We start from the raw sequence: 21,263 nt of genomic DNA, 5'->3' as shown, positions 1-21,263 counted from the left end.
CGAAAGTGGCGTCGTCGCACGGCAGGCGCCGCTCTCGCAACAGGCCCCAGGGGCATGTCCCGGGCTCCGAACCCGCTCAGACGGCGGGCGCGTTCGCGGTGGTGTGCTCCGGGGGCCACAGCTCGTGCCAGCGCTGGTCCGCCTCCAACTGCGCGGCCAGGGACAGCAGGAGGGGCTCGCTGTCCGCCGGCCCCAGCAACTGCGCGCCCACCGGCAGCCCACCGTCCACGAACCCCGCCGGTACGTTCACCCCGGGCCAGCCCAGCACGTTCCACGGCCAGGCGTACGGGCAGGCCGCGATCATCGCGCGGTCGGTGCCGAGTCCGCCGAGGTTCAGCATGGCGCCGACGCGGGGCGGGGGAGCGGCGGTCGTCGGGGCCAGCAGCACGTCGTACGACGAGAAGAGCGCGCCGATCCGGCGGTGCAGCGCGACCTCCGCGCGGCGTGCCAGCCGCAGGGGCGCTCCGCCGAGCAGCCGGCCGAGGCGGGCGGCGTCGAGGGTGCGCCGGTCGAGGAGGTCCCGCTCGGTGATGGCGCCGACCCGTTCGGCGATACCGGCGGTGGCGCGCGGGATGAACGTCAGCCCGATCCGCCCGTACCGGGGCTCGGCCTCCTCCACCACGTGCCCGAGTGCGGCGAGGCGCTCCGCCACCGCCCGCACCCGCTTCTCCACGCGAGCGTCGAGCCGTGCGGGCAGCGCGGTGAACGGCGGCTTCAGCGACAGGGCGATCCTGAGCCGGCCCGGGTCCCTCCCGACGGCCTCCGAGGCGTCGATCGCGGCCGGCCGGTGCAGGTCGCCCTCGTGGTTGCCGCTCGCCGCGTCGAGGAGCAGGGCGGCGTCGGCGACCGTGCGGGCCAGGGTGCCGTTGACGGTGATGCCCTGGAAGGACTCCGCGTGCGGCCAGGTCGAGATGCGGCCGCGCTGCGGCTTGATGCCGACGAGATGGGTCCAGGAGGCCGGGATACGGACCGAACCGGCGCCGTCCGACCCCAGCGCGGCCGGTACCAGCCCGGCGGCCACGGCCGCCGCCGAGCCGCCGGAGGAGCCGCCGGGGGTGTGGTCCGGGTGCCAGGGGTTCCGGGTGGCGCCGAAGGCCGGCCCCTCGGTGAACGGCCACTGTCCCAGCTCGCAGGTGTTGGTCTTGCCGACGACGATCGCCCCGGCCGCACGCAGCCGCCGTACGGCCTCGCCGTCCTCCGGCAGCGAGGGGAACTCGCCCGGGCAGCCGAACGCGGTCGGCTCCCCGGCCACGTCCATGTCGTCCTTCACGGCCACCGGGACACCGAGCAACGGCCGCCGCCCGCCTTCCGCCAGCTCCCTGTCCGCCGCCTCCGCCTCCACGAGCGCCGCCTCGGCACGCACCCGCCGGAACGCGTTCACGGTCCCCTGACTCGCCTCGATCCGCGCCAGCGCCGCCTCCACCAGCGCCCGCGACGTCACCTCCCCGGCGGCCAGCGCCCGAGCACACTCCACGAGACCCGGCGCACGGTCCACACCCATACGGAACACCTCCGGAAGCAGGACTTTCTACCGAACGGTAACGTCCATGCGGCCACGGCGGTACGGGGAACACGCGTCGATCGGCGGGGGCGGCGATTCCTGGGGAGGCGACGAGCCGCCGTGCCGCCGCTGCCGCCGCCCGGGGGGTCGCTCAGCCGCGAGCCAAGTGGCGCATGGTGAGGGCCAGATGGAGGCGCCGACGGCCTTGGGGGGTGAGGACCGGCCAGCCGAGCAGGGCCTCGGCGTGGATCGGGCGGTCCTGGAGGGGGGAGTGGTGCACGTTGACGGCGGTGGCCGCGGACCGCAGGCCGGCCGTCGAGGCGACCGCGTGGAGCGTCGCCGGCATCCACGGCGAGTCCGCCGCCGCACGCGCCAAGTCCCTCACGTCGGGCGGGGGTTCGGCTCAGGGGGCGATCAGTTCGGCGAGCAGGGCGATGCCGCCGAGGTCGTCGGCGCGCACCACCCGCTCACCGGGATCCCGCGCGGTGCCCTCGGCCGTGAACCGCAACGCGGTCCGCGCACCGTCCCAGGACCCGGGCAGCCCGAGCACCGCCACCGCGGGCCCGACCCCCACCCGCCCCTCGGGCAGCCCGGCCGTACCGGCCGCCCCCGCGTCCCGCTCGTCCCGGCGTACGCGCGGGATGCGGGGGCGGCCGCCGAGGGGAGCGACGGCGCGGGCCAGGGCCGTGGGGTCGTCGGGATCGAGGCCGAGGCCTCGGGCGGCGTGGAGACGGTCCCGCTCGGTGACGGTGGGATCGAGGACGGTCTCGACGAGCGCCGGGTCGTCGGCGGGGGAGACGGGGACGCGCCCCCGGGTCCGGTCCAGCACCAGCCGCAGGGCGCCGGCCGCCCGCTCCAGGATCACCGCGTCCACCACGCTCGGCTCGGCGCCCCCGGCATCTCCGGCGCCCTCTCGGGGCCCGGCACCAGCCGGTCCTCGACCTCGAAGAACCCGTCCATGGTGAGGTCCAGCCGGGCCGGCATCTCGATGCCCGGCCCTGGCGCATCTGCGGGATGTCCTCCATGCTCAGCTCGCGCGGAACCATGTCCTTCAACGCCCCCGGAGCCGCGGCGAGTTCCGGGTCGAAGGGAGGGCGGGATCATGGTCATGGGCATCTCCTTGTGCGGGTACCGCGTCCACGGCGCGCACCGCGACGCGCGCCAACGGTTCGTACCGTGATGACGGGCGTCGCGGCGGGCACCCGGGCGCCGTCGCACGGCGGAGGTTGCCCGCCGATCGGCGGGTGGCCGTGGGAGGTCCGGAGCGGCGTCGCGCCCACAGCCAACACATAGTTCACGCCATAGCTTTCGGGCATCATCGTCACAGGACACCCACACGGGTGACCGGAGAGCGGACGAGGGAGAGGCGCCCGACTGCACTGCCGCGAACCGGTCATACGTCTTTGGCCAGGCACGGCGTCACCCCTCGGGCGCGCGGGCCGACAGGTCGTACGGGTGTGCGGGGTGACCCTCGGCCCACCCAGGTGGAGATGGCGCGAAATGGCTGCCGGGTTGCACAGATTTCGAACACATTCGCCAAACTGCCCTGCCACAAAGATCGGTGGCCCGAACCCCGAGCTCCCGCATGGCCGGCACGCCCCCGGCCGGAACGACCTTCACCGCTTCTGCAAGGATGCCGTCCTCATGGTGCAGATACCGAAAGAGCCCGCCCCGCCCTCGCCCCTGCAGCGATCCGTGCCGACGAGCTCCGACGTGGCTCGACTCGCGGGTGTCTCACGCGCGACGGTCAGCTACGTCCTGAACAACACCAGTGCGGTCCGTATCAGCGAACCCACCCGCCGCCGGGTCCACGAGGCGGCCAAGGAACTCGGTTACGTACCCCACGCGGCGGCCCGCAGCCTGCGCGCCGGCCACAGCCGCCTGGTCCTCATGCCCACCCCGAACGTGCCCATCGGCCCGCTCTACAGCCAGTTCATCAACGAGATCCAGTGGGCCCTGAGCCGCCTCGACTACACCGTCGTGCAGCACGGCGGCATCGGCCTGCGCGGCGACGACGCCGCCCGCGCCTGGGCCGAACTGCGCCCGGTCGCCGTGATCGTGCCCGGGGTCGGGATCGGCCCGCAGGGCGTGGCCGTCCTCAAGCGCTCCGGAGCCAAGGCCGTCGTCACCCTCACCCCCGAACCCGTCGAGGGCGCCCACGCGTTGATCCTGGACCACGCGGGCGTCGGCCACAGCGCGGGACGGCACCTGGTCGAGCGCGGCCGCCGCCGGATCGGGGTCGTCGTGCCCGAGGAGCCCGGCTTCGGGGTCTTCTCCCTGCCCCGCCTCGCCGGCGTACGACGCGCCGTGCAGGGCACGGAGGCGACGGTCACCGAACTGCCGCTCGCGTACGACGAGGCGGCCGCCGCCCGGCTCGCCCGTGACTGGCGGTCCCGCGGGCTGGACGCGGTGTTCGCCTACAACGACGAGTACGCGACGCTGCTGATGCGGGCCCTGCAGGACGAGGGCATCGGCATCCCCGACGAGACGGCCGTGGTCGGCGCCGACGACCTGATGATCGGGCGGCTGCTTCGGCCGCGTCTCAGCACCGTCCATCTGGAACTGCCGTCCGGACGCGACCTCGCCGAACTGGTCGACCGCGTGGTGCGCGACCCCGCCACGATCCCCACGACGCACGACGTACTGGCCGCGAGGATCGTCCACCGCGAGTCGAGCTGAACGCGCCCGGGTGACGGGTCCGGGCGACGGGTCCGGCTACTGACCGTTCTGCTCGACCTGCGCCTGCTGCTCGGCGACGGCCTTGCGGACCTCGTCCATGTCCAGCCTGCGGGCCTGCCCGATGACATCGGTCAGCGCCGCCTCCGGCAGCGCGCCCGGCTGCGCGAACACCGCGACCTGGTCACGGACGATCATCAGCGTCGGGATCGACTGGATACCGAAGGCCTGCGCCAGCTCCGGCTGGGCCTCGGTGTCGACCTTGCCGAACACCAGGTCGGGGTTCTCGTCGGCCGCCTTCTCGTAGACCGGGGCGAACTGCCGGCACGGCCCGCACCAGGACGCCCAGAAGTCGATCAGGACGAACTCGTTGTCGGTGACCGTCTGGTCGAAGTTCTCCTTGGTGAGCTCCACGGTGCTGCTCATGGCGTGCATCCCTCTTCCTGGTCTCTCTAGGTGCTCGGGCGAGCCGCTCTCGACAACGCCGCCCCACGGTGGCGTATTCCGCGCGCGTACCCGTGTGGCCACGGCGCACACCACCAACCAGACTGGCCCCATGACGGATACGGAAAACATCGGAACCACCGAGAGCGCGGCTGAAGCGACGGCGATCGAGTACGACGTCGTGGTGCTCGGTGCCGGACCCGTGGGGGAGAACGTCGCCGACCGCACCCGCGCCGCCGGACTGTCCACCGCGATCGTGGAGAGCGAACTGGTCGGCGGCGAATGCTCGTACTGGGCGTGCATGCCCAGCAAGGCCCTGCTGCGCCCCGCGATCGCCCGCGCCGACGCCCGCCGCGTCCCCGGCCTGCGCCACCTGGTCGACGGCCCGCTGGACGCCGCCGAGGTGCTCGCCCACCGCGACTACGAGACCGCCCACTGGAAGGACGACGGCCAGGTCGGCTGGCTGGAGAGCGTCGGAGCGGCCCTCTACCGGGGACACGGGCGCCTGGCCGGACCCCGCCGCGTCGTGGTGGACGCCCCCGACGGCGGCCGCCACGTCCTCACCGCACGGCGCGCGGTGGTCGTCTCCACCGGCAGCCGCGCCCTCCTGCCCGACCTGCCGGGACTCGCGCAGGTCCGGCCCTGGACCAGCCGGGAGGCCACCAGCGCGCAGGAGGTGCCCGGCCGGCTGATCGTCGTCGGTGGCGGCGTCGTGGCCGTCGAGATGGCCACCGCCTGGCGCTCCCTCGGCTCCGAGGTCACCGTCCTCGTCCGCGGCAAGGGGCTCCTGCCCCGGATGGAACCCTTCGCCGGCGAACTGGTCGCCGAGGCGCTCACCGAGGCGGGCGCCGACGTCCGCACGGGTACGTCGGTGAAGGCGGTGTCCCGCGAGAACGGGACCGTGGTGGCCCTGACCGACACCGGCGACCGTCTGGAGGCCGACGAGATCCTCTTCGCCACCGGTCGCGCCCCGCGCACCGACGACATCGGCCTCGACACGGTCGGCCTGGAACCGGGCTCCTGGCTGCCCGTCGACGACAGCCTGCGGGTGACGGGCAGCGACTGGCTGTACGCGGTCGGCGACGTCAACCACCGCGCGCTCCTCACCCACCAGGGCAAGTACCAGGCCCGGATTGCCGGGGCCGCCATCGCCGCCCGCGCGGCCGGTGTCCCGCTCCTGGAGAGCGATCCGTGGGGTGCCCACGTGGCCACCGCCGACCACGCGGCCGTCCCCCAGGTCGTCTTCACCGACCCCGAGGCCGCCGCCGTCGGCCTCTCGCTCGCCGAGGCCGAACAGGCCGGCCACCGCGTCCGCGCGGTCGACGTCGAGTTCTCCTCCGTCGCGGGCGCGGGCCTGTACGCCGATGGTTACCAGGGCCGCGCCCGCATGATTGTCGACCTGGACCGCGAGATCCTGCGCGGCGTCACCTTCGTCGGCCCCGCCGTCGGCGAGCTCATCCACTCCGCCACCATCGCGGTCGCGGGAGAGGTCCCGATCAACCGCCTCTGGCACGCGGTGCCCTCGTACCCGACGATCAGCGAGGTGTGGCTGCGGCTCCTGGAGGCGTACCGGGGCTGAAACGCGGAGCGGGGCGATCGGGACGATCGGGGCCGCGCGGCCGGCCGGGCGGGCGGGTTCGGTGGGGCGCGCGGTCGGTGGGCCGATCGCCGGTGTCGGCCGGTCGGTGTCGGCTAGTCGGCGTCGGCTAGTCGGGCAGGAGGAAGCCCAACTCCCTTGCGGCCCTGGCCGGGGTCGGGTCGTTCCAGCGGTCGGCCATCGCCTGGTTCGAGGAGAGGGACCGCGGTTCGGCGTGGTCGAGGTAGAGCGTGCCGTTGAGGTGGTCCGTCTCGTGCTGGACGATCCGGGCGGGCCACCCCGCGAACTCCTCGTCGACCGCCCGCCCGTGCTCGTCGAGCGCCCGTAGCCGCACCTTGGCGTGCCGGGCCACCACGGCCTGCCAGCCCGGCACGCTCAGGCAGCCCTCGTAGAACGCGTCACGGAACGACCCCACGGCCTCGTACGCCGGATTGACCAGGACGCGGAACGGCTGCGGCACCCGGCCCCGGGCCAGCCGTACCTCCTCCGGGACCGGTGCGGGGTCCTCGATCACCGCGATGCGCAGGGACACACCCACCTGGGGTGCGGCGAGGCCGACGCCCGGTGCGGCGTGCATGGTGGCGCGCAGGGCGGCGACGAAGCGGGCGAGGAGACCTGGGTCCAGCTGGCCGTCGAAGGGCTCGGCGGTGCGGCGCAGCACCGGGTGGCCCGCGGCGACGATCGGCAGCGGCCCCTCGTGGGCGAGGAGTTCCTCGACCCGGTCGCTCAGGGGGCGGGACTCGGTGCGGTCACGTTCGGAAGCCATCGGGCCAGGATGCCAACCGGGTGCGCGCGACGCGAGGCGGCTCTCGCAGGACCGCCCGCGCGACCGCCCTTCTCGGCGGCGGCGCGCCCCCGGCACACGCTCCTGTGACCCACGTCACAGAAACAGTCGGGAACTCGGAGCCCGAACGCCCCGACTACTGAACCGCCACGACGTCCCCGCATCCCGGAGCATCCGCCGATGACCATCGCCCCCTCGACCGAGACGGACGAGCCCCAGAAACCCCTCGCCAAGCCGGACGGCTCGCCGAGGGGCTGGGCCGCGCTCCGGCCGCTCGTCCTGCGGCTGCACTTCTACGCGGGCGTCCTCGTCGCCCCGTTCCTGCTGGTCGCCGCCCTGACCGGCGGGTTGTACGCCGCCTCGTTCTCCGTGGAGGACATCGTCTACGCGGACCGGACGACCGTCGCGAAGGTGGGCGAGGAGAAGCGGCCGATCTCCGAGCAGGTGGCCGCCGCCCGCGAGGCGCACCCGGAGGGCACGATCTCCGCCGTACGGCCCTCCCCGGAGGACGACGCGACGACCAGGGTGATGCTGACGGGCGTCGAGGGCATCGACGAGGGCAACACCCTCGCGGTGTTCGTCGACCCCTACACGGCCCAGGTGCGCGGGGCGTTGGAGCAGTACGGCTCCACGGGCGCGCTGCCGGTGCGGACCTGGATCGACAAGTTCCACGCCAATCTCCACCTCGGCGAGCCCGGCCGCCTGTACAGCGAACTCGCCGCCAGTTGGCTGTGGGTCATCTCGGGCGGCGGCCTGGTGCTCTGGTTCGCTCGCGGCCGCGCCCAGCGCAAGGTGCGCGGCACCTCCGGCCGCCGCCGCACCCTGGGCCTGCACGGCACGGTCGGCGTCTGGGCGGCCCTCGGGTTCTTCTTCCTCTCGGCGACCGGCCTGACCTGGTCCACGTACGCGGGCGCCAACATCGAGGTCCTGCGTACCGAACTCCACCAGGCGACCCCGGCCGTCTCCGCCGCGGCGGGCGACCACGGCGACCACGGGGGTGGTTCGGCGGACGAAGGGGCGGCCGCGGAGGGTGACCTGGACAAGATCCTGGCCGCCGCGCGTGCCGAGGGCCTCGGCGACCCGGTGGAGATCGTGCCGCCCGCCGACGCGTCCTCGGCGTACGTGGTCAAGCAGGTCCAGCGCAGCTGGCCCACCAAGCAGGACGCGGTGGCCGTGGACCCGGCGAGCGCCGAGGTCACCGACACCCTCCGGTTCGCCGACTTCCCGATCCTCGCCAAGCTGTCCCGCTGGGGCATCGACGCGCACACCGGCGTCCTGTTCGGCCTGGCCAACCAGCTCCTGCTGATGGCGCTCGCGGCCTCCCTGGTCGTGCTGATCGTCTGGGGCTACCGCATGTGGTGGCAGCGCGGCCGTGCCTCGTCCTTCGGGCGTCCGCTCCCGCGCGGCGCCTGGCAGCACGTACCGCCCCAGATCCTCGTCCCCGCCCTCGCCGTCATCGCGGTCCTCGGCTACTTCGTGCCCCTGCTCGGCATCCCGCTGGCGGCGTTCATCGCGGTGGACGTCGTCCTGGGCGAGATGGCCCACCGGCGCGGCAAGCGGTCGTACGGCGACCGGGCGGAGACGAAGTAGCGGGCGGGTCGCCTGCCCTCTGCCCTCCTACGCCGTCTCTCCCTCTCTATTCCATCGCGGCCAGCTCGGCGTTGGCGCGTTCGGTGATGAGGGTCAGTGTGCGACCGGCGGCGGCCAGTTCCTCGGCCGGGATGTCGGCGTAGATACGGGCGGAGACGGGGGCCGTCTCGGCGACGGACCTGCTGTGGGCCTCCTGCCCGGCGTCGGTGATCCTGAGCCGGGACGGTCGCGCGGGGTCCGCCTCCAGGAGCTGCGCGGCGACCAACTCCTCGACCACGGCCCGTATCTCGGCCTTCTCGGCCTTCAGCGAGTCGACGACCTGGTCCACGAGGGCCTCGCGGTCGAGGGGTTCGTCGGCGCCCGCGACGCCCCGCAGGGCCAGCGACTGCTGGAACGTCAGACCGTGTCGGGCCAGGACCTTCTCCAGCACCCCGCGGGCGGCGTAGTGGGCGAGGCCGACGACCCGGGAGTTGAGGACGGGGGCGGTGGTGGTCATGGTTGCTCCTTCTCGTGTTCCTGTGCGGTGGACGGGACGAGCGGTACGTCGAGCGGTACGTCGAGCAGGGTGGTCAGCTCGCGGGCGAACTCCCGGGTGCGGGCGCCGTCGAGGCCGCCGAGCGGTTCCAGCAGCTGGTCCATCAGTCCCTGGACGACCTCGATCGCGCGCCGGGTGACCTCGCGCCCCTGCTCGGTGAGCGCGAGCCGTACGGCGCGGGGGTCGCGAGGGTCCCGGGTGCGTTCGAGACGTCCGGCGGTCTCCAGGGCGCGGGCCAGCTTGGAGACGTACAGGGCCTCCAGGCCGGTGTGGTCCGCGAGCTGCCGCTGACTGGGCCGCAGTCCCTCCCGGTGCATGCCGTACAACGACGCCACCAGCGCGTACTGCGCGTGCGTCAGCCCCAGCGGAGTGAGCGCGCGGTCGACCGCGACCCGCCACTTCATGGACAGCCGCCAGACGAGAAACCCGGGCGTCGCACCCTCGATGACCGAACTCATACAGATACAGTACATGGCTACTATAGCCATGGCTAGTAAATGCTGCCGCCTCGCCGGGGCGGCCGTACGGTCGCCCCGGTCGGCCCTGACCGCGCCCATGGAGTACCGGGGGGCGTCTGACGGCGTGAGCCGGACGGGGCTAGGTTGGGGGCATGAGCAATCTTGATCGCGAGGCGGTGCCCACGGTGTGCGGCGGCCGGGGCTTCGTGGTGGCCGAGCCGGTTCGTGAACTCCTCAGCCCTCGCCGGGTGAAACTCGGCGAGTCCACCGAGGTGCGGCGCCTGCTGCCCAACCTGGGCCGCCGCATGGTGGGCGCGTGGGCGTTCGTCGATCATTACGGACCCGACGACATCGCCGACGAGCCCGGCATGCAGGTGCCGCCGCATCCGCACATGGGTCTGCAGACGGTCAGCTGGCTGCATCAGGGCGAGGTGCTGCACCGCGACTCCACGGGCAGCCTCCAGACCATCCGCCCCCGCGAGCTGGGCCTCATGACCTCCGGCCGGGCGATCAGCCACTCGGAGGAGAGCCCGAAGTCGCACGCCCGCTTCCTGCACGGTGCCCAGCTCTGGGTGGCGCTGCCGGACGCCCACCGGCACACCGACCCGCGCTTCGAGCACCACGCCGAACTGCCCGTCGTCACGGCGGCCGGCCTGAGCGCGACCCTCATCCTGGGCAGCCTGGACGGCGCGACCTCGCCCGGTACGACGTTCACGCCGATCGTCGGTGCCGACCTCACGCTCACGCCGGGCGCCGACCTGCGCCTGCCTGTCGAACCCGACTTCGAGTACGCGGTCCTGTCGATGTCAGGCGAGGCCCACGTGGACGGCGTCCCCGTCCTCCCCGGCTCCATGCTCTACCTCGGCTGCGGCCGCACGGAACTCCCGCTGCGCACCGACACGCACGCCTCGTTGATGCTCCTCGGCGGCGAGCCGTTCGAGGAGGAGCTGATCATGTTCTGGAACTGGATCGGACGGTCGCAGGAGGAGATCGAGCAGGCCCGTCAGGACTGGATGGAAGGCTCCCGGTTCGGGGAGGTCAAGGGGTACGACGGTGCTCCACTGCCCGCACCGGAACTGCCGCCGGTGCCGTTGAAGCCGCGGGGAAGGGTGCGTTGACCTGCGGGAACGCGTCAGCCTTGGTGGTCGCAAGGCGGAAGTCGGTCGGGTAATTCTCACTGTCTTCCACCTGCTTGCCGGAGGGCGTCCAAACAGCCGGCGGGCTCAGGTCAGTGGGGTTGGCGATTCCACGGTGTGGCCTTCCCTGTCTGAGCCCTCAGGGCTGGTCCTTGGCCCACCACAGGAACGCAGCGGCGTGCTGCTGATCGGCGAAGCCGTCGCCGAATGGCCCTCCGCCAGGCAGCACTTCAGATGAGGGCCGCTGCCGTGTCGGCGTTGCCTACGGAGTGTGCTGCAGCGCCGTAGGCTCCTCGCCATGAAGTCCGTCATCACAGCCATCGACGAGGTGTCGCCGGATGGCGGCCGCAAGTGCAGCATGCACACCGTGCCGAGCCCGAACTGCAGTGGACCGGTTGTGGCCGTGGTGACCTTCGATGACGCCGGAGGCAAGGGCAATCGCTGGAACGTGTGCCACTGGTGGCTGACCAATAACCCGGACGCGGTCGCCTTCCGGCAGCGTCAGTGACGCATCCTCCAGAGCCGATCGCCCGGTGCTTTCGCGCGGGGAGAGCGCGCCGAGCGAATCGCATGCACGCTCTCGGCTGACGGCCGGCTCGGACGTGTCTGACTCTGGGTGGTGTCGGGGTCCTTCTCGTGGTGAGGGCTGGGCTCCCCCCCGGCCGGGTTGTGGTAGGCGTCGACGAGGTGTCGCTGTCGGACCTGCGGTGACTCGGAGCGCCGTCAGCCGGTCGGTTCCGCCGCCGTGAGTGAGTCGAGGGCGGCGTCGAGGCGGCGAGTGGCCTCCTCTGCGACCGGGCGCAGGGCGTCGAGTTCGGTGAGGGCGACCATCGTGTTCGGGTCGAGGGCCTGTACGGCGGTGCGGTCGCCGTCGCGGCGGACGACGACGTTGCAGGGCAGCAGCAGGCCGATGGAGCGGTCGGTCTCCAGGGCGCGGTGAGCGAGGGGCGGGTTGCAGGCGCCGAGGATGACGTAGTCCTCCATGTCGCGGTCGAGCTTGACCTTGAGGGTGGCGGTGACGTCGATCTCGGTGAGGATGCCGAAGCCCTGTTCCGCGAGGGCGTCGCGGACACGCCCCACGGTGGTGGCGAAGTCGGTGTCGACGCGGACGGTGCGGTCGTAGCGCATGGCGGTGGCCTTTCTCGTCGACTCGCGCGGGACGGGTGTCCGGCCGTGTGCGAGGTACTCGTGCGGTGTTTCTCCGGGCTTCCCTCGCCCTTGAAAATACCCCCTGGGGTACTCGTGCTACGGTCGAATGTATACCCCCAGGGGTAAAACTTCGCTGGAAGGGAGTACCTCGTGTTCTTCGTCGACACGATCGAGGTGTCGGGGCTCGGCAACCGGAGCTACCTGGCGGGCGGTGAGCGGACGGCGGTCGCGGTCGACCCGCCGCGAGACCTCGACCGGGTGATCGCGGCGGCCTCCCGGCGCGGGGTGCGGATCTCGCACGTGGTGGAGACGCACGTGCACAACGACTACGTGACCGGCGGCCTGGAGCTCGCTCGCATCACCGGCGCCGCCTATCTCGTGCCCGCAGGAGCCCGCGTCTCCTTCGAGCGCGTGCCGGTGCGCGACGGCGACCGCACGGAGATCGATGCCGGCGCCGGGCTGACTCTGCGCGCGCTGGCCACCCCCGGGCACACCCCGCACCACACCTCCTATGTGCTGGAGGAGAACGGGGCGGCGATCGCGGTGTTCACCGGCGGCTCGCTCCTGATCGGCACCGTCGGACGGCCCGATCTGGTCGAGCCCCGGATGACCGAGCACCTGGCCCGCGCCCAGCACGCCTCCGCGCACCGGCTGGCCGCCGAACTGCCCGACGAGACGGCCGTGCTGCCCACCCATGGCTTCGGCAGCTTCTGCTCCTCGTCCCAGGCCGAGGGCAGCGACACGACCATCGGCAAGGAGAAGGTCGCCAACGAGGCGCTCACCCGGGACGTGGACGCCTTCGTCGCGGAGCTGCTGGCGGGCCTGGACGACGTCCCCGCCTACTACACGCACATGGGCCCGGCCAACGCCGCCGGACCCGCGCCCGTCGACCTGACCCCGCCCGCGATGGCCGATGCCGAGGAGATCGCAGCGCGGCTCGCGGCGGGGGAGTGGGTGGTGGATCTGCGCAGCCGCATCGCGTTCGCTCGGGGGCATGTCGCGGGCTCCTTCAACTTCGAGGCGGAGGGGCAGCTCGCCACCTACCTCGCCTGGTTGATCCCGTGGGGCAAGCCGGTCACCCTGCTTGCCGACTCGCCCGAGCAACTCGCCTCCGCTCAACGCGAGTTGGTGCGGGTGGGCATCGACCGCCCGGCCGCTGCGGCCACGGGCGGGCCGGCCGACTGGGTCCGCGAGGGCGAGGCGCCGACCTCCCTCCGGCGGGCCACGTTCGCCGATCTCGCCGGGCGGTCCGCGGACGTGGTCGTCCTGGACGTGCGCCGGGCGTCGGAGCGGGCCGGCGGATATGTCGAGGGCTCGGTCCACATCCCGATCCACACCCTGCACGGCCGTCTCGGCGAGGTCCCCGACGGCCAGGTGTGGGTGCACTGCGCGGGCGGTATGCGCGCCGCGATCGCCGCCTCCCTGCTGGACGCCGCCGGCCGGGACGTCGTCGCCGTCGACGACTCTTTCGACGGGGCCGAAAAGGCGGGCCTCGCCCTCCGGACTCCCTGAAGGCGCCGGACGCCGCAGAGGCCCGCCGATCTTCCCCGACGACGTGACGAACTGGAGCCAGAAACCGAGATGAGCATCTTCCGACGGGCCCGGAGCGGCCCGGGGCGCGTGAGCGTGCAGGAGGCGGCCCTACGCACCGGACACGACAGCGCCGACGGCGGCGGTGACGCCGTACTGCTGGACGTGCGCGAGTCCTACGAGTGGCAGGCGGGCCATGCCCCGCGGGCCGTGCACCTGTCCCTGTCGGCGCTGGCCGCCGGGGCGGGACTGCCCGCCCGTGCGCAGGCGCGGCCCTTGGTCGTGATCTGCCGTTCCGGCAACCGCTCCCGGCAGGCCGCCGAACTGCTCGTCGCCCGCGGCTCGCAGGCCGTGGACGTGATCGGCGGGATGCGGGACTGGGTCCGAGCCGGGTTGCCGGTGGTGGACGGGCGAGGGCAGAACGGCACGGTCGCGTGAGCGCTGTCGTCCTCGCCCTGGCCGCCGGGGCTGTGATCGGCCTGGCGCTCGGCGTGCTCGGGGGCGGCGGCAGTGTCCTGGCCGTCCCGGCACTGATCTACCTGCTCGGCTTCAGCCCGGTCGGTGCGACGACCGCGAGTCTGGTCATCGTCACGCTGACCTCGGTGACCGCCCTGGTCGCGCACGCCCGCGACGGCAATGTGCGCTGGCTTATGGGGCTGCTGTTCGCGGCGGCCGGGATCGGCCCGGCGATGCTCGGCGGCGCGCTCGCCGGACATGTCCCGGAGGCCGTGCTGACGGCGGGTTTCGCTGTGGTCGCGGGAGTGGCCGCCCTGCGGATGCTGCGCGCCCGGTCGGCCGCGGAGGATGCGGTGACGGTGCGGCCGGGGCGAGCCGCGGGGGCCGGGGCCGGGCTGGGCGCGGTCACCGGTGTCCTCGGCGTCGGCGGCGGCTTTCTGGCCGTGCCGGCGCTGGTGGGCGTGCTGGGTATGCGGATGCGCACTGCGGTGGGCACCAGCCTGCTGGTCATCACCGTCAACTCGCTGGCCGCGCTGGCGACCCGGGCCGGCACGGTCGAGGGGCTCGACTGGGCCGTCGTCGGCCCGTTCATCGGGGCCGCGATTCTCGGTGCCTGGGACGGCAAGCGGCTTGCCGTGAAGGTCTCCGGGCGCACGCTTCAGCGGATCTTCGCGCTGGTGCTGCTGGCGGTCGCGGCCTTCATGCTGATCGACGCGGTGCTGTGAAGGCCGCGGCGAGCAACGTCAGGCCAGGGACAGGAACAGCTTCTCCAGGCGGGCGCGCATCGCCGCGGTGTCCTCGCCGTCTTCGCCGTTCTTGCGCCCGGACTCCATGTCGGTCACGCACTGCTGCAGTCCCGTCGCGATGATCGCGAAACCGGCCCGGTCCAGGGCGCGCGAGGCGGCGGCGAGCTGTGTGACGACGTCCTCGCAGTCACGGCCTTCCTCGATCATCCGGATCACGCCGGCGATCTGCCCCTGCGCCCGCCGCAGCCGGTTCAGCACGGCCTTCAGGTCCGCACCCTCAAGTTCCAGTTCCACGATCACTCCTCGAAAAATACCCCTAGGGGTACTGTACGTCCCGGTTCGGGACGGCGGCGACCATTAAGGATCACATCTCTCATGACCGACACCCCCGCCCCTGTGGCTTTCGGCACCGAGCAGGCTCGCACGCGGCTGCACGAGCTGACCGTCATCGACGTGCGCACACCCGCCGAGTACGCCTCCGGCCACCTGCCCGGCGCCCTCAACATCCCCCTGGACCACGTCCGGCGGGCGCTGCCGGAGATACGGCACGCCGCCGAGCGCGGCGACGTCCTCGTCGTGTGCGCTTCCGGCGCCCGCTCCGAGAACGCCTGCAAGCTCCTGGCCGAGCAGGGCATCACGACGACGACCCTCGCCGGCGGCACCGGTGCCTGGGCCGCCGAGGGGCACGACCTGCACACACCGGCGGCCTGCGACACGCGGGCCGGCTGGAGCATGGAGCGCCAGGTCCGGTTCACGGCCGGCGCCCTGGTGCTCCTCGGTCTGGTCCTCGGCCTACTGGTGCATCCGGCCCTCCTGTTCGTCTCCGCCGGTGTCGCGGGGGGTCTGGTCTTCTCCGCCCTCACCGACACCTGCGGCATGGCGGCCGTGCTCGGCAGGCTGCCGCACAACCGCCCGCGCGCGGCCGATCTCGACGCCGCACTCACGGCTCTCCGCAGCCGCTGAACCTCTCACGGTCCGGGGCACCCGCACAGGCCCCGCGGGTGCCCCGAGCCCTCAGTTCGCTTCCGCCGAGCCCGCGGCGGTCTTCTGCCGCACGTCCTCCATGTCGACGGCCCGGATCTTCCCGATGAGCTCCTCCAGCGCCTGTGGCGGCAGTGCGCCCGGCTGTGTACGGGGCCGAACATCCGGCACGGTCCGCACCATGCGGCCGAGAAGTCGATCAGCACGACGTCGGCGACGGACTCGCGCCGCGGCAGTTCGTCGGAGTGGTGCTCGTAGGGGGAACCGCAGAAGACGACGAGGTCGTCCTCGATGCCGCCGACCGCGTCGCGGATGATCCGGTGGGCGTCCTCGCGCAGCCGGGTCGTCTGCGGCCCGGTGCTGGAGCTCTCCGTGTGCGTGTTGCCGTAGCGCGGCAGCACCTGCTCGCGGACGAAGTCCGGTGAGCGGCCGGAAGCGGTGTAGTCGGCGTAGACGATCCGCATCGGGCCATAGGGACCGTCCAGCACTTCATCGTCGCCGATCAGACCGCTGCGAATGCGTTCCAGCAGCGCCGACCCGGCCGGCAGGGAGGCCGTACTCATGGCTCCAGCTCGATGTCGATCTCGGGCGGCTGGTGGAGGGTGTTGTGGACCGTGCAGTGCGAGGCCACGGCCAGCAGGCCCGCGCGGCGCTGCTCGGGCAGCTCCGGCGGCGGAACGATCACAAGGCGCAGGGAGGCGACACGCGCCGGGCGGTCGGTGGCCATGACGAACTCCGTACGGACGCGCAGGCCGGCGCGGGGCAGACCGTGCCGGTGTGCAGGTAACGGCCCGCGTAGAACGCCACACAGGTGGCCAGCGACGCCGCGAAGAGCTCGGTGGGGGTGGGTGCGGTGTCCGTGCCGCCCGCCTCGGCGGGCTGGTCGACCCGGAGGCGGTGTTCGCGGACATCCACCGTGTAGGCGTCCCGGTCGACGTGGATGACCTCGAGGCGGTGCATGTCCACGGGGTACGGGCGGTTCGTGCCGAGGGTCTGCGGTGTGCTGCCGGTCATGGCCGAGCCCTTCTCGCTGGTGTCGGCTGCTCCGGATTCCAGTCGACCGCTGAGTGCGGGGGCGGGGTGAGGGGCCGACGGGGTGCGGCGGGGGCCGCTCGGCCCTCGTGCCTGGCTTCGCGGCCATATACCCTGCCGGGTATTTTATCAGGGCGTTCACGGCGGGCAAATGAGTCCTGAGGCCAGTGAGCCCGGCCGAAGACATACCCGGGTGGGTACTCGGCCGGGGACCAGCGGCCCATGCCTCGCCCCCACTTCCCGCACGACAGTGGGGGCATGGGCAAACACATCGTGATCCTCGGAAGCGGCACCGCCGGCACCATGACGGCCAACCGCCTGCAACGCACGTACGACGAGCGGGATTTGCGGATCACGGTCGTCGACCGGGACGACGACCACGTCTACCAGCCCGGACTGCTGTTCGTCCCCTTCGGGCTGGCTCAGCCGCATCACCTCGTCCGCTCCCGTCCGCGGCAGCTGAACACCGCCGTCGACTACAAGCAGGCCCGCATCGAGCGGGTCGACCTGGAGGCGCGGACGGTGCACCTGGCCGATGGCATCCGGCTGTCCTACGACCTCCTCGTGGTCGCCACCGGAGCCCGGCTGTTGCCGGAGGAGACCGAGGGACTGACCGGGCCCGGCTGGGGCGAGAGGGTCTTCACCTTCTACGACCTGCCCGGCGCCGTCGGTCTGCACCATGCGCTGGAGCGCTTCGACGGCGGCCGGATCGTGATCGACGTGGCCGACCTGCCCCTCAAGTGCCCGGTCGCACCACTGGAGTTCGCGTTCCTCGCCGACTGGTACTTCCAGCGACTCGGCATCCGTGACCGGGTCGAGCTGACGTACGCCACGCCGCTCGACGGCGCGTTCACCAAGCCGGTCGCCGCGAAGACGCTGGGCGGGCTGTTGAAGGAGAAGGGAATCGAGCTGGTCACCGAGTTCACGCTCGGCGAGGTCGACGGCCCGGGCGGCCGGCTCGTGTCGTACGACGAACGGGAGGTGCCCTTCGACCTGGCGGTCGTCGTCCCACTGCACGGCGGTGCCGAGTACGTCGGACGCTCCGAGGGACTGGGCGACGAGCTGGACTTCGTGCCGGTCGACCCGCACACCCTCCAACACCCGGACCATCCCGAGGTGTTCGCGATCGGTGACGCGGCGGGCCTGCCGGCCTCCAAGGCCGGGTCGGTGGCCCACTTCGAGGGCGAGGTACTGGTGCACAACATCGGCCGGTTCCTGGCCGGACAGCCGCTGGACGCCTCCTTCGACGGGCACGCCAACTGCTTCGTCGAGACGGGCTTCCACAAGGCCCTGCTCATCGACTTCAACTACGACACCGAACCGCTGCCCGGCCACTTCCCGGCCGCCGTGGGCCTGCCGCTGCTCAAGGAGTCGCACGCCAACCACCTCGGCAAGCTCGCCTTCGAGTGGCTGTACTGGCACAGCCTGCTGCCCGGCCGGGAACTGCCCGGCATCGGCTCGGCCATGCCCGAGCACGGCAAGCGCCACACCCACGCCTGAACCGAAGGAGCACCGCCATGCCCACCGCCACCTACGACGGCACCCCCGTCCCGGTCGACGAGGAAGGCTTCTTCACCGAGCCCGACCGGTGGACCGAGCCCATGGCCGAACAGATCGCCAAGGAACTCGGTATCGACACCCTGACCGACCGGCACTGGATCGTCATCCGCTTCATGCGCGCCCAGTACGCGGCCAAGGGCACCGGCCCCACCGTGCGGGTCCTGGGCAAGACCTCCGGCGTCGGCGTCAAGGAGCTCTACCAGCTCTTCCCCAAGGGCCCGGCGAAGACCGCCGCGAAGATCGCCGGCATTCCCAAGCCCCGCGGCTGCATCTGATACGCCGGACACGAAGGAGTGCGTGCCGTCATGGCCGACACCGCAACGATCGAGAAGGTCTCGATCATCGTCTCCAAGGGATCCCTGGAAGGGATCTACCCGGCCCTGATCATGGCCAACGGCGCCCGCGCCGAGGGCATCGAGGCCGACCTGTTCTTCACCTTCTTCGGCCTGGACGCCATCACGAAGAAGCGCTGGGAGCACATCAAGCTCGCGACCGTGGGCAACCCCGGCCTCCACCTGCCGACCCTGCTGGGCGGCATGCCCGGCGTCCCCGACCTGGTCACCCGCTACATGGAACGCAAGATGGACAAGCTCGACATCCCGCCGATCCCCGAGTTCATCGAGATGATCGCCGACACCGGCGCCGGCATCTACGCCTGCAAGGCGTCCGTCGACCTCTTCGAACTCGGCAAGGACGACCTGGTCGAGCAGGTCCAGGGCATCATCACGGTCGGTGAGTTCTACGAGCACGCGGCCGGCGGCCAGATCATCTACACCTGAGATGGCCGGCAGCACAGATGCCGGACGCGGCCTGCCGGACGGGATGCGGCGCGTGCCGGCGGTGGTCGCCCATCCCGACGACGAGTCGTTCGGCCTGGGCGTCCTGCGCACCGTGCGGGCGGGCGAACTCGCCTGTGCCGCAAGGGAACTGGGCGTCGAGCGCGTGGACCTGGCCGGTCACCCGGACGGCGCTCTCGACAACGTCCCCGTGCCCCCAGTGTCGAACGCCAGAAGGTGGGTGGGGCGCCGCTCGCCGATGAGGCGTGACCGGGCACCGGGATCATCAACGAGCCACGAGAGCCGCGCTGTTCGCCGCCCGCGGGGCGGGGGCCGCCGTCGTGGCGTGGACCCTGCCGCGGCACATGGCGGAACGGCTGTACGCCCAGTTCGGTACGTCCTTCCGCGGACGTGACCCGTCCGAGTGCCGCGTCGTCGAACGGTTGCCGCGCGAGCGGCAGGGCCGTGCGATCGCCTGTCATGCCAGTCTGTCGTCCGACAACCCGGTGCTCCGGCGTCGGCTGGAACTCCTGGGAGACCGGGAGTGTGCGCACGCCCTGGAGTGATGACGAGTACGCGCCTGGGTCAGGTGGAGGGGGAGTCCTCGCGCATCGGCCGCACGGGCTCGGCGCCGCGCTCGGCCAGGTCGGCGTGCAGGAGGAGCAGGCGGGCCAGGTCACGCGCCTCGTCTACGGTGAGTGCCGCCCACACACCCGGTTCGCCGCCCTGGTCGCGGCCCACGTCGAGGGCGACCCGGCTGATGGGCCGCTCCGTGGGCGCGAGCCGCAGGCACCGCACGGCGATCCTGCGCCCACAGCCGGTCACGAGGCGGCTGTCCTCGTTCGTCGGGGGCCGGTCACGTTCTGCCGTCGCCATCGTCCTCACGCTCCTCGGCTGGGTTGGTGGTAGTCCCCAGCGGGTGTCGACTGCGATTTGAATACCCCGAGGGGTATAAGTGGCAGCGTTTCGCGGCGCCGCATTGTTCCCCCGGGGTCATCGCCGTACGGCGTGGACGAGCGTGTCGAGGGCCGTGTGGCTGTTGCCCTCGGCGTCGGTCACCGGCCGGGTGACCGTCTCGGCTCGCAGGATGTCGGCGTGAGGCCGCCACAGGTCGGCGACCTGCTCGGCGGTGTACAGCACGTGCGGATCCTGCGGGCCGCCGTATCCGCGCTCGGGGTTGGCCGCGTGATGGCCGACGAGCAGCAGGGTCCCGCCCTCACGCACGGCCGTGGCGGCCCGGGGCAGTACCTCGGTCATCTCCGGCCAGGGCAGATGCAGATATGCGATCAGGGCCAGGTCGTACGTCGCCTCCGGGGCCGTCCAGAGCGTGAGATCGGCGTGGACGGTACGCAGCCGTACACCCCGTTCGGCGGCCAGCCGCTCGGCCTTCTCCAGCGCCACGGCGGAGAAGTCGACGGCGTCCACCTCCCAGCCGCGCTCCGCGAGCCAGACGGCGTTGCGTCCTTCTCCGGCGGCGAGGTCCACCGCTCGCCCGGACGGCTCCAGACCGGCCAGCTCCTGCTCGACGAAGCGGTTGGGCTCGGCCTTCCAGACCAGTTCGCTGCCGCGGTACCGCTCGTCCCAGCCTGCTGCGTCCATCGTGTGCACCTCACTCTTGCGTACGGGTTGAATACTCGCTGGTGCTGTCGCCGTCGTCCTGGTTCTCTGGATCGTCCCCGGCGAGCAGATACGGGTAGGGGCAGGTGGTGGGGTCCGGGGCGATACAGGCGTTGCAGGGGCGGGACCGGTCGAGAACGCACTTCGGGGTCGGTCTCATGGCTCACCGTCTGCCTCGCCCCGGGTGGGGAGGCGGCGGGACAACTGCTCCGCGGCGCGTTTGAAGGCCAGAACCGGAACGTCGTGCCGTACGCGGGCGTCCGCGAAGCACGCGTACGCCTCCGCCGTCGCCGGCGTCTCGTGGGCCGCCCGGTCGGGTGTCGGGGCAGTGGCTGCCCGGCGGCCGGGCCAGTCGGTGATGTTGGCGCGGGAGGTCACCTTGCACCCCCGGGAATGGGTTACGGGTTCTGTTCAGGCGAGTGTCAGGAACAGTTTCTCCAGTTCGGCCTCGCTCAGCGGCGGGACGTGCCCCCGCTGCCGTTCGGTGAGGCACTGGCGAATGCCGTCCGCGACTATCTTGAAGCCGGCCCGGTCCAGGGCGTGGGAGACCGCGGCCAGCTGGGTGACGACGTCCTTGCGGTCGCGCTCCGCCTCGATCATGCCGATGACCGCGGCCAGCTGTCCCTGGGCCCGCCGCAGCCGAACGAGCGCCTCGGCCCACGAGTCCGTTTTCTTGTCCATGGCTTTCACCTCCT

29 protein-coding genes and 1 pseudogene are annotated in these 21,263 nt (G+C 72.3%); 13 read left to right on the top strand and 17 right to left on the bottom strand.

The window, feature by feature from the left end:
- Window positions 1-76 precede the first annotated feature (76 nt).
- The 3 genes and pseudogenes from ACZ9QC_RS03710 to ACZ9QC_RS03700 form a co-directional block, all read right to left on the bottom strand.
- Complete coding sequence (locus ACZ9QC_RS03710) at window positions 77-1,501, bottom strand: amidase (protein WP_472918798.1); 1,425 nt, start codon at window positions 1,499-1,501, stop codon at window positions 77-79.
- Between the two features lie 151 nt (window positions 1,502-1,652).
- A pseudogene (locus tag ACZ9QC_RS03705) lies at window positions 1,653-2,399 on the bottom strand (CdaR family protein); the annotation flags it as partial.
- A complete protein-coding gene (locus tag ACZ9QC_RS03700; protein WP_472918797.1) occupies window positions 2,363-2,485 on the bottom strand; it encodes a hypothetical protein in 123 nt (40 codons plus the stop codon). The gene ACZ9QC_RS03700 and the pseudogene ACZ9QC_RS03705, both read right to left, overlap by 37 nt.
- A 660-nt stretch (window positions 2,486-3,145) precedes the next feature.
- On the opposite strand from ACZ9QC_RS03700, the gene ACZ9QC_RS03695 reads away from it, so the two are divergent.
- Window positions 3,146-4,180, top strand: coding sequence for a LacI family DNA-binding transcriptional regulator (locus tag ACZ9QC_RS03695; protein ID WP_472918796.1), 1,035 nt, complete (start codon window positions 3,146-3,148; stop codon window positions 4,178-4,180).
- Window positions 4,181-4,216: 36 nt separating this feature from the next.
- Here ACZ9QC_RS03695 and trxA read toward each other — a convergent pair whose 3' ends face one another.
- Window positions 4,217-4,603, bottom strand: a complete 387-nt coding sequence (gene trxA, locus ACZ9QC_RS03690; protein WP_184902431.1) for a thioredoxin — start codon at window positions 4,601-4,603, stop codon at window positions 4,217-4,219.
- Between the two features lie 130 nt (window positions 4,604-4,733).
- On the opposite strand from trxA, the gene ACZ9QC_RS03685 reads away from it, so the two are divergent.
- Window positions 4,734-6,200, top strand: a complete 1,467-nt coding sequence (locus ACZ9QC_RS03685; protein ID WP_472918795.1) for a dihydrolipoyl dehydrogenase family protein — start codon at window positions 4,734-4,736, stop codon at window positions 6,198-6,200.
- A 127-nt stretch (window positions 6,201-6,327) separates the two neighbouring features.
- Here ACZ9QC_RS03685 and ACZ9QC_RS03680 read toward each other — a convergent pair whose 3' ends face one another.
- Window positions 6,328-6,984 carry a peptide deformylase gene (locus tag ACZ9QC_RS03680; RefSeq protein ID WP_472918794.1) on the bottom strand — a complete coding sequence of 219 codons (657 nt, stop codon included), beginning with the start codon at window positions 6,982-6,984 and terminating at the stop codon, window positions 6,328-6,330.
- 198 nt (window positions 6,985-7,182) lie between these two features.
- On the opposite strand from ACZ9QC_RS03680, the gene ACZ9QC_RS03675 reads away from it, so the two are divergent.
- Window positions 7,183-8,592, top strand: coding sequence for a PepSY-associated TM helix domain-containing protein (locus ACZ9QC_RS03675; RefSeq protein WP_472918793.1), 1,410 nt, complete (start codon window positions 7,183-7,185; stop codon window positions 8,590-8,592).
- Window positions 8,593-8,638: 46 nt separating this feature from the next.
- On the opposite strand, the gene ACZ9QC_RS03670 is transcribed toward ACZ9QC_RS03675, so the two are convergent.
- Together ACZ9QC_RS03670 and ACZ9QC_RS03665 are read right to left on the bottom strand one after the other, a co-directional pair.
- Complete coding sequence (locus ACZ9QC_RS03670; RefSeq protein WP_472918792.1) at window positions 8,639-9,088, bottom strand: MarR family transcriptional regulator; 450 nt, start codon at window positions 9,086-9,088, stop codon at window positions 8,639-8,641.
- Window positions 9,085-9,585 (bottom strand): MarR family winged helix-turn-helix transcriptional regulator, encoded by a 501-nt coding sequence (locus ACZ9QC_RS03665; RefSeq protein WP_472918791.1) that lies wholly within the window; start codon window positions 9,583-9,585, stop codon window positions 9,085-9,087. The genes ACZ9QC_RS03670 and ACZ9QC_RS03665 overlap by 4 nt, the downstream gene beginning before the upstream one ends.
- Before the next feature lie 152 nt (window positions 9,586-9,737).
- Here ACZ9QC_RS03665 and ACZ9QC_RS03660 point away from each other — a divergent pair, with 152 nt between their 5' ends.
- Both ACZ9QC_RS03660 and ACZ9QC_RS03655 read left to right on the top strand, forming a co-directional pair.
- Window positions 9,738-10,703 (top strand): pirin family protein, encoded by a 966-nt coding sequence (locus ACZ9QC_RS03660; protein WP_472918790.1) that lies wholly within the window; start codon window positions 9,738-9,740, stop codon window positions 10,701-10,703.
- A gap of 316 nt (window positions 10,704-11,019) precedes the next feature.
- Window positions 11,020-11,229 carry a hypothetical protein gene (locus tag ACZ9QC_RS03655; RefSeq protein WP_472918789.1) on the top strand — a complete coding sequence of 70 codons (210 nt, stop codon included), beginning with the start codon at window positions 11,020-11,022 and terminating at the stop codon, window positions 11,227-11,229.
- A 215-nt stretch (window positions 11,230-11,444) separates the two neighbouring features.
- Here the strand turns inward: ACZ9QC_RS03655 and ACZ9QC_RS03650 are convergent, their stop codons facing one another.
- Window positions 11,445-11,849: a DUF302 domain-containing protein gene (locus ACZ9QC_RS03650; protein WP_472918788.1), complete on the bottom strand. Its 405-nt coding sequence runs from the start codon at window positions 11,847-11,849 to the stop codon at window positions 11,445-11,447.
- Between the two features lie 171 nt (window positions 11,850-12,020).
- Here ACZ9QC_RS03650 and ACZ9QC_RS03645 point away from each other — a divergent pair, with 171 nt between their 5' ends.
- The 3 genes from ACZ9QC_RS03645 to ACZ9QC_RS03635 all read left to right on the top strand — a co-directional run bounded on the left by ACZ9QC_RS03645 (window position 12,021) and on the right by ACZ9QC_RS03635 (window position 14,581).
- Window positions 12,021-13,382, top strand: a complete 1,362-nt coding sequence (locus ACZ9QC_RS03645) for an MBL fold metallo-hydrolase (RefSeq protein ID WP_472918787.1) — start codon at window positions 12,021-12,023, stop codon at window positions 13,380-13,382.
- 69 nt (window positions 13,383-13,451) lie between these two features.
- Window positions 13,452-13,838 (top strand): rhodanese-like domain-containing protein, encoded by a 387-nt coding sequence (locus tag ACZ9QC_RS03640; RefSeq protein WP_472918786.1) that lies wholly within the window; start codon window positions 13,452-13,454, stop codon window positions 13,836-13,838.
- Window positions 13,835-14,581 carry a sulfite exporter TauE/SafE family protein gene (locus tag ACZ9QC_RS03635; protein WP_472918785.1) on the top strand — a complete coding sequence of 249 codons (747 nt, stop codon included), beginning with the start codon at window positions 13,835-13,837 and terminating at the stop codon, window positions 14,579-14,581. Before ACZ9QC_RS03640 ends, ACZ9QC_RS03635 begins: the two co-directional genes overlap by 4 nt.
- A gap of 18 nt (window positions 14,582-14,599) precedes the next feature.
- On the opposite strand, the gene ACZ9QC_RS03630 is transcribed toward ACZ9QC_RS03635, so the two are convergent.
- The gene (locus ACZ9QC_RS03630) at window positions 14,600-14,896 is read right to left on the bottom strand and encodes a metal-sensitive transcriptional regulator (protein WP_472918784.1); all 297 of its coding nucleotides are present in this window, start codon (window positions 14,894-14,896) and stop codon (window positions 14,600-14,602) included.
- Between the two features lie 81 nt (window positions 14,897-14,977).
- Between ACZ9QC_RS03630 and ACZ9QC_RS03625 the strand changes: the two genes are divergently transcribed.
- Window positions 14,978-15,565 (top strand): rhodanese-like domain-containing protein, encoded by a 588-nt coding sequence (locus tag ACZ9QC_RS03625; RefSeq protein ID WP_472918783.1) that lies wholly within the window; start codon window positions 14,978-14,980, stop codon window positions 15,563-15,565.
- A gap of 5 nt (window positions 15,566-15,570) precedes the next feature.
- Here ACZ9QC_RS03625 and ACZ9QC_RS03620 read toward each other — a convergent pair whose 3' ends face one another.
- The 3 genes from ACZ9QC_RS03620 to ACZ9QC_RS03610 are packed head-to-tail and all read right to left on the bottom strand — an operon-like array spanning window position 15,571 to window position 16,597.
- Window positions 15,571-16,146, bottom strand: coding sequence for a thioredoxin family protein (locus ACZ9QC_RS03620; RefSeq protein WP_472918782.1), 576 nt, complete (start codon window positions 16,144-16,146; stop codon window positions 15,571-15,573).
- Window positions 16,143-16,310, bottom strand: a complete 168-nt coding sequence (locus tag ACZ9QC_RS03615) for an OsmC family protein (protein ID WP_472918781.1) — start codon at window positions 16,308-16,310, stop codon at window positions 16,143-16,145. The genes ACZ9QC_RS03620 and ACZ9QC_RS03615 overlap by 4 nt, the downstream gene beginning before the upstream one ends.
- Window positions 16,265-16,597 carry an OsmC family protein gene (locus ACZ9QC_RS03610; protein ID WP_472918780.1) on the bottom strand — a complete coding sequence of 111 codons (333 nt, stop codon included), beginning with the start codon at window positions 16,595-16,597 and terminating at the stop codon, window positions 16,265-16,267. The genes ACZ9QC_RS03615 and ACZ9QC_RS03610 overlap by 46 nt, the downstream gene beginning before the upstream one ends.
- Before the next feature lie 276 nt (window positions 16,598-16,873).
- On the opposite strand from ACZ9QC_RS03610, the gene sqr reads away from it, so the two are divergent.
- From sqr to ACZ9QC_RS03590, 4 genes are all read left to right on the top strand, one after another.
- A complete protein-coding gene (sqr, locus tag ACZ9QC_RS03605; protein WP_472918779.1) occupies window positions 16,874-18,115 on the top strand; it encodes a type III sulfide quinone reductase, selenoprotein subtype in 1,242 nt (413 codons plus the stop codon).
- Between the two features lie 17 nt (window positions 18,116-18,132).
- Window positions 18,133-18,450 (top strand): TusE/DsrC/DsvC family sulfur relay protein, encoded by a 318-nt coding sequence (locus ACZ9QC_RS03600; protein WP_184902470.1) that lies wholly within the window; start codon window positions 18,133-18,135, stop codon window positions 18,448-18,450.
- A gap of 30 nt (window positions 18,451-18,480) precedes the next feature.
- Window positions 18,481-18,954 (top strand): DsrE/DsrF/DrsH-like family protein, encoded by a 474-nt coding sequence (locus ACZ9QC_RS03595; RefSeq protein WP_184902472.1) that lies wholly within the window; start codon window positions 18,481-18,483, stop codon window positions 18,952-18,954.
- Between the two features lie 263 nt (window positions 18,955-19,217).
- On the top strand, window positions 19,218-19,517 hold the full coding sequence (locus tag ACZ9QC_RS03590) for a hypothetical protein (RefSeq protein ID WP_472918778.1): 300 nt from the start codon (window positions 19,218-19,220) through the stop codon (window positions 19,515-19,517).
- Between the two features lie 19 nt (window positions 19,518-19,536).
- Here ACZ9QC_RS03590 and ACZ9QC_RS03585 read toward each other — a convergent pair whose 3' ends face one another.
- From ACZ9QC_RS03585 to ACZ9QC_RS03565, 5 genes are all read right to left on the bottom strand, one after another.
- A complete protein-coding gene (locus ACZ9QC_RS03585; protein WP_472918777.1) occupies window positions 19,537-19,827 on the bottom strand; it encodes a hypothetical protein in 291 nt (96 codons plus the stop codon).
- A gap of 117 nt (window positions 19,828-19,944) precedes the next feature.
- Window positions 19,945-20,550: a class I SAM-dependent methyltransferase gene (locus ACZ9QC_RS03580; RefSeq protein WP_472918776.1), complete on the bottom strand. Its 606-nt coding sequence runs from the start codon at window positions 20,548-20,550 to the stop codon at window positions 19,945-19,947.
- 10 nt (window positions 20,551-20,560) lie between these two features.
- Window positions 20,561-20,728, bottom strand: a complete 168-nt coding sequence (locus tag ACZ9QC_RS03575) for a hypothetical protein (RefSeq protein WP_472918775.1) — start codon at window positions 20,726-20,728, stop codon at window positions 20,561-20,563.
- Window positions 20,725-20,946 carry a hypothetical protein gene (locus ACZ9QC_RS03570; protein WP_472918774.1) on the bottom strand — a complete coding sequence of 74 codons (222 nt, stop codon included), beginning with the start codon at window positions 20,944-20,946 and terminating at the stop codon, window positions 20,725-20,727. Before ACZ9QC_RS03570 ends, ACZ9QC_RS03575 begins: the two co-directional genes overlap by 4 nt.
- Window positions 20,947-20,979: 33 nt before the next feature.
- Window positions 20,980-21,249 carry a metal-sensitive transcriptional regulator gene (locus tag ACZ9QC_RS03565; protein WP_472918773.1) on the bottom strand — a complete coding sequence of 90 codons (270 nt, stop codon included), beginning with the start codon at window positions 21,247-21,249 and terminating at the stop codon, window positions 20,980-20,982.
- Window positions 21,250-21,263 lie beyond the last annotated feature (14 nt).

It is taken from the genome of Streptomyces sp. HUAS MS02 (genome assembly GCF_055702265.1).
Note: the sequence above shows the minus strand (reverse complement) of the source record. Positions and strands in the feature narration are given on the sequence as shown.

Excerpts from the sequence above, each read along its gene's own strand:
- ACZ9QC_RS03640 (WP_472918786.1), top strand. The coding sequence starts at position 13,452 with ATGAGCATCTTCCGACGGGCCCGGAGCGGCCCGGGGCGCGTGAGCGTG.
- ACZ9QC_RS03695 (WP_472918796.1), top strand. The coding sequence starts at position 3,146 with ATGGTGCAGATACCGAAAGAGCCCGCCCCGCCCTCGCCCCTGCAGCGA.
- ACZ9QC_RS03660 (WP_472918790.1), top strand. The coding sequence starts at position 9,738 with ATGAGCAATCTTGATCGCGAGGCGGTGCCCACGGTGTGCGGCGGCCGG.
- ACZ9QC_RS03655 (WP_472918789.1), top strand. The coding sequence starts at position 11,020 with ATGAAGTCCGTCATCACAGCCATCGACGAGGTGTCGCCGGATGGCGGC.
- ACZ9QC_RS03625 (WP_472918783.1), top strand. The coding sequence starts at position 14,978 with ATGACCGACACCCCCGCCCCTGTGGCTTTCGGCACCGAGCAGGCTCGC.
- ACZ9QC_RS03650 (WP_472918788.1), bottom strand. The coding sequence starts at position 11,849 with ATGCGCTACGACCGCACCGTCCGCGTCGACACCGACTTCGCCACCACC.
- ACZ9QC_RS03710 (WP_472918798.1), bottom strand. The coding sequence starts at position 1,501 with ATGGGTGTGGACCGTGCGCCGGGTCTCGTGGAGTGTGCTCGGGCGCTG.
- ACZ9QC_RS03620 (WP_472918782.1), bottom strand. The coding sequence starts at position 16,146 with ATGAGTACGGCCTCCCTGCCGGCCGGGTCGGCGCTGCTGGAACGCATT.
- ACZ9QC_RS03585 (WP_472918777.1), bottom strand. The coding sequence starts at position 19,827 with ATGGCGACGGCAGAACGTGACCGGCCCCCGACGAACGAGGACAGCCGC.
- ACZ9QC_RS03575 (WP_472918775.1), bottom strand. The coding sequence starts at position 20,728 with ATGAGACCGACCCCGAAGTGCGTTCTCGACCGGTCCCGCCCCTGCAAC.
- ACZ9QC_RS03675 (WP_472918793.1), top strand. The coding sequence starts at position 7,183 with ATGACCATCGCCCCCTCGACCGAGACGGACGAGCCCCAGAAACCCCTC.
- ACZ9QC_RS03610 (WP_472918780.1), bottom strand. The coding sequence starts at position 16,597 with ATGACCGGCAGCACACCGCAGACCCTCGGCACGAACCGCCCGTACCCC.
- ACZ9QC_RS03685 (WP_472918795.1), top strand. The coding sequence starts at position 4,734 with ATGACGGATACGGAAAACATCGGAACCACCGAGAGCGCGGCTGAAGCG.
- ACZ9QC_RS03595 (WP_184902472.1), top strand. The coding sequence starts at position 18,481 with ATGGCCGACACCGCAACGATCGAGAAGGTCTCGATCATCGTCTCCAAG.
- ACZ9QC_RS03600 (WP_184902470.1), top strand. The coding sequence starts at position 18,133 with ATGCCCACCGCCACCTACGACGGCACCCCCGTCCCGGTCGACGAGGAA.
- ACZ9QC_RS03665 (WP_472918791.1), bottom strand. The coding sequence starts at position 9,585 with ATGAGTTCGGTCATCGAGGGTGCGACGCCCGGGTTTCTCGTCTGGCGG.
- ACZ9QC_RS03670 (WP_472918792.1), bottom strand. The coding sequence starts at position 9,088 with ATGACCACCACCGCCCCCGTCCTCAACTCCCGGGTCGTCGGCCTCGCC.
- ACZ9QC_RS03580 (WP_472918776.1), bottom strand. The coding sequence starts at position 20,550 with ATGGACGCAGCAGGCTGGGACGAGCGGTACCGCGGCAGCGAACTGGTC.
- trxA (WP_184902431.1), bottom strand. The coding sequence starts at position 4,603 with ATGAGCAGCACCGTGGAGCTCACCAAGGAGAACTTCGACCAGACGGTC.
- ACZ9QC_RS03680 (WP_472918794.1), bottom strand. The coding sequence starts at position 6,984 with ATGGCTTCCGAACGTGACCGCACCGAGTCCCGCCCCCTGAGCGACCGG.
- ACZ9QC_RS03565 (WP_472918773.1), bottom strand. The coding sequence starts at position 21,249 with ATGGACAAGAAAACGGACTCGTGGGCCGAGGCGCTCGTTCGGCTGCGG.
- ACZ9QC_RS03615 (WP_472918781.1), bottom strand. The coding sequence starts at position 16,310 with ATGGCCACCGACCGCCCGGCGCGTGTCGCCTCCCTGCGCCTTGTGATC.
- sqr (WP_472918779.1), top strand. The coding sequence starts at position 16,874 with ATGGGCAAACACATCGTGATCCTCGGAAGCGGCACCGCCGGCACCATG.
- ACZ9QC_RS03700 (WP_472918797.1), bottom strand. The coding sequence starts at position 2,485 with ATGCCGGCCCGGCTGGACCTCACCATGGACGGGTTCTTCGAGGTCGAG.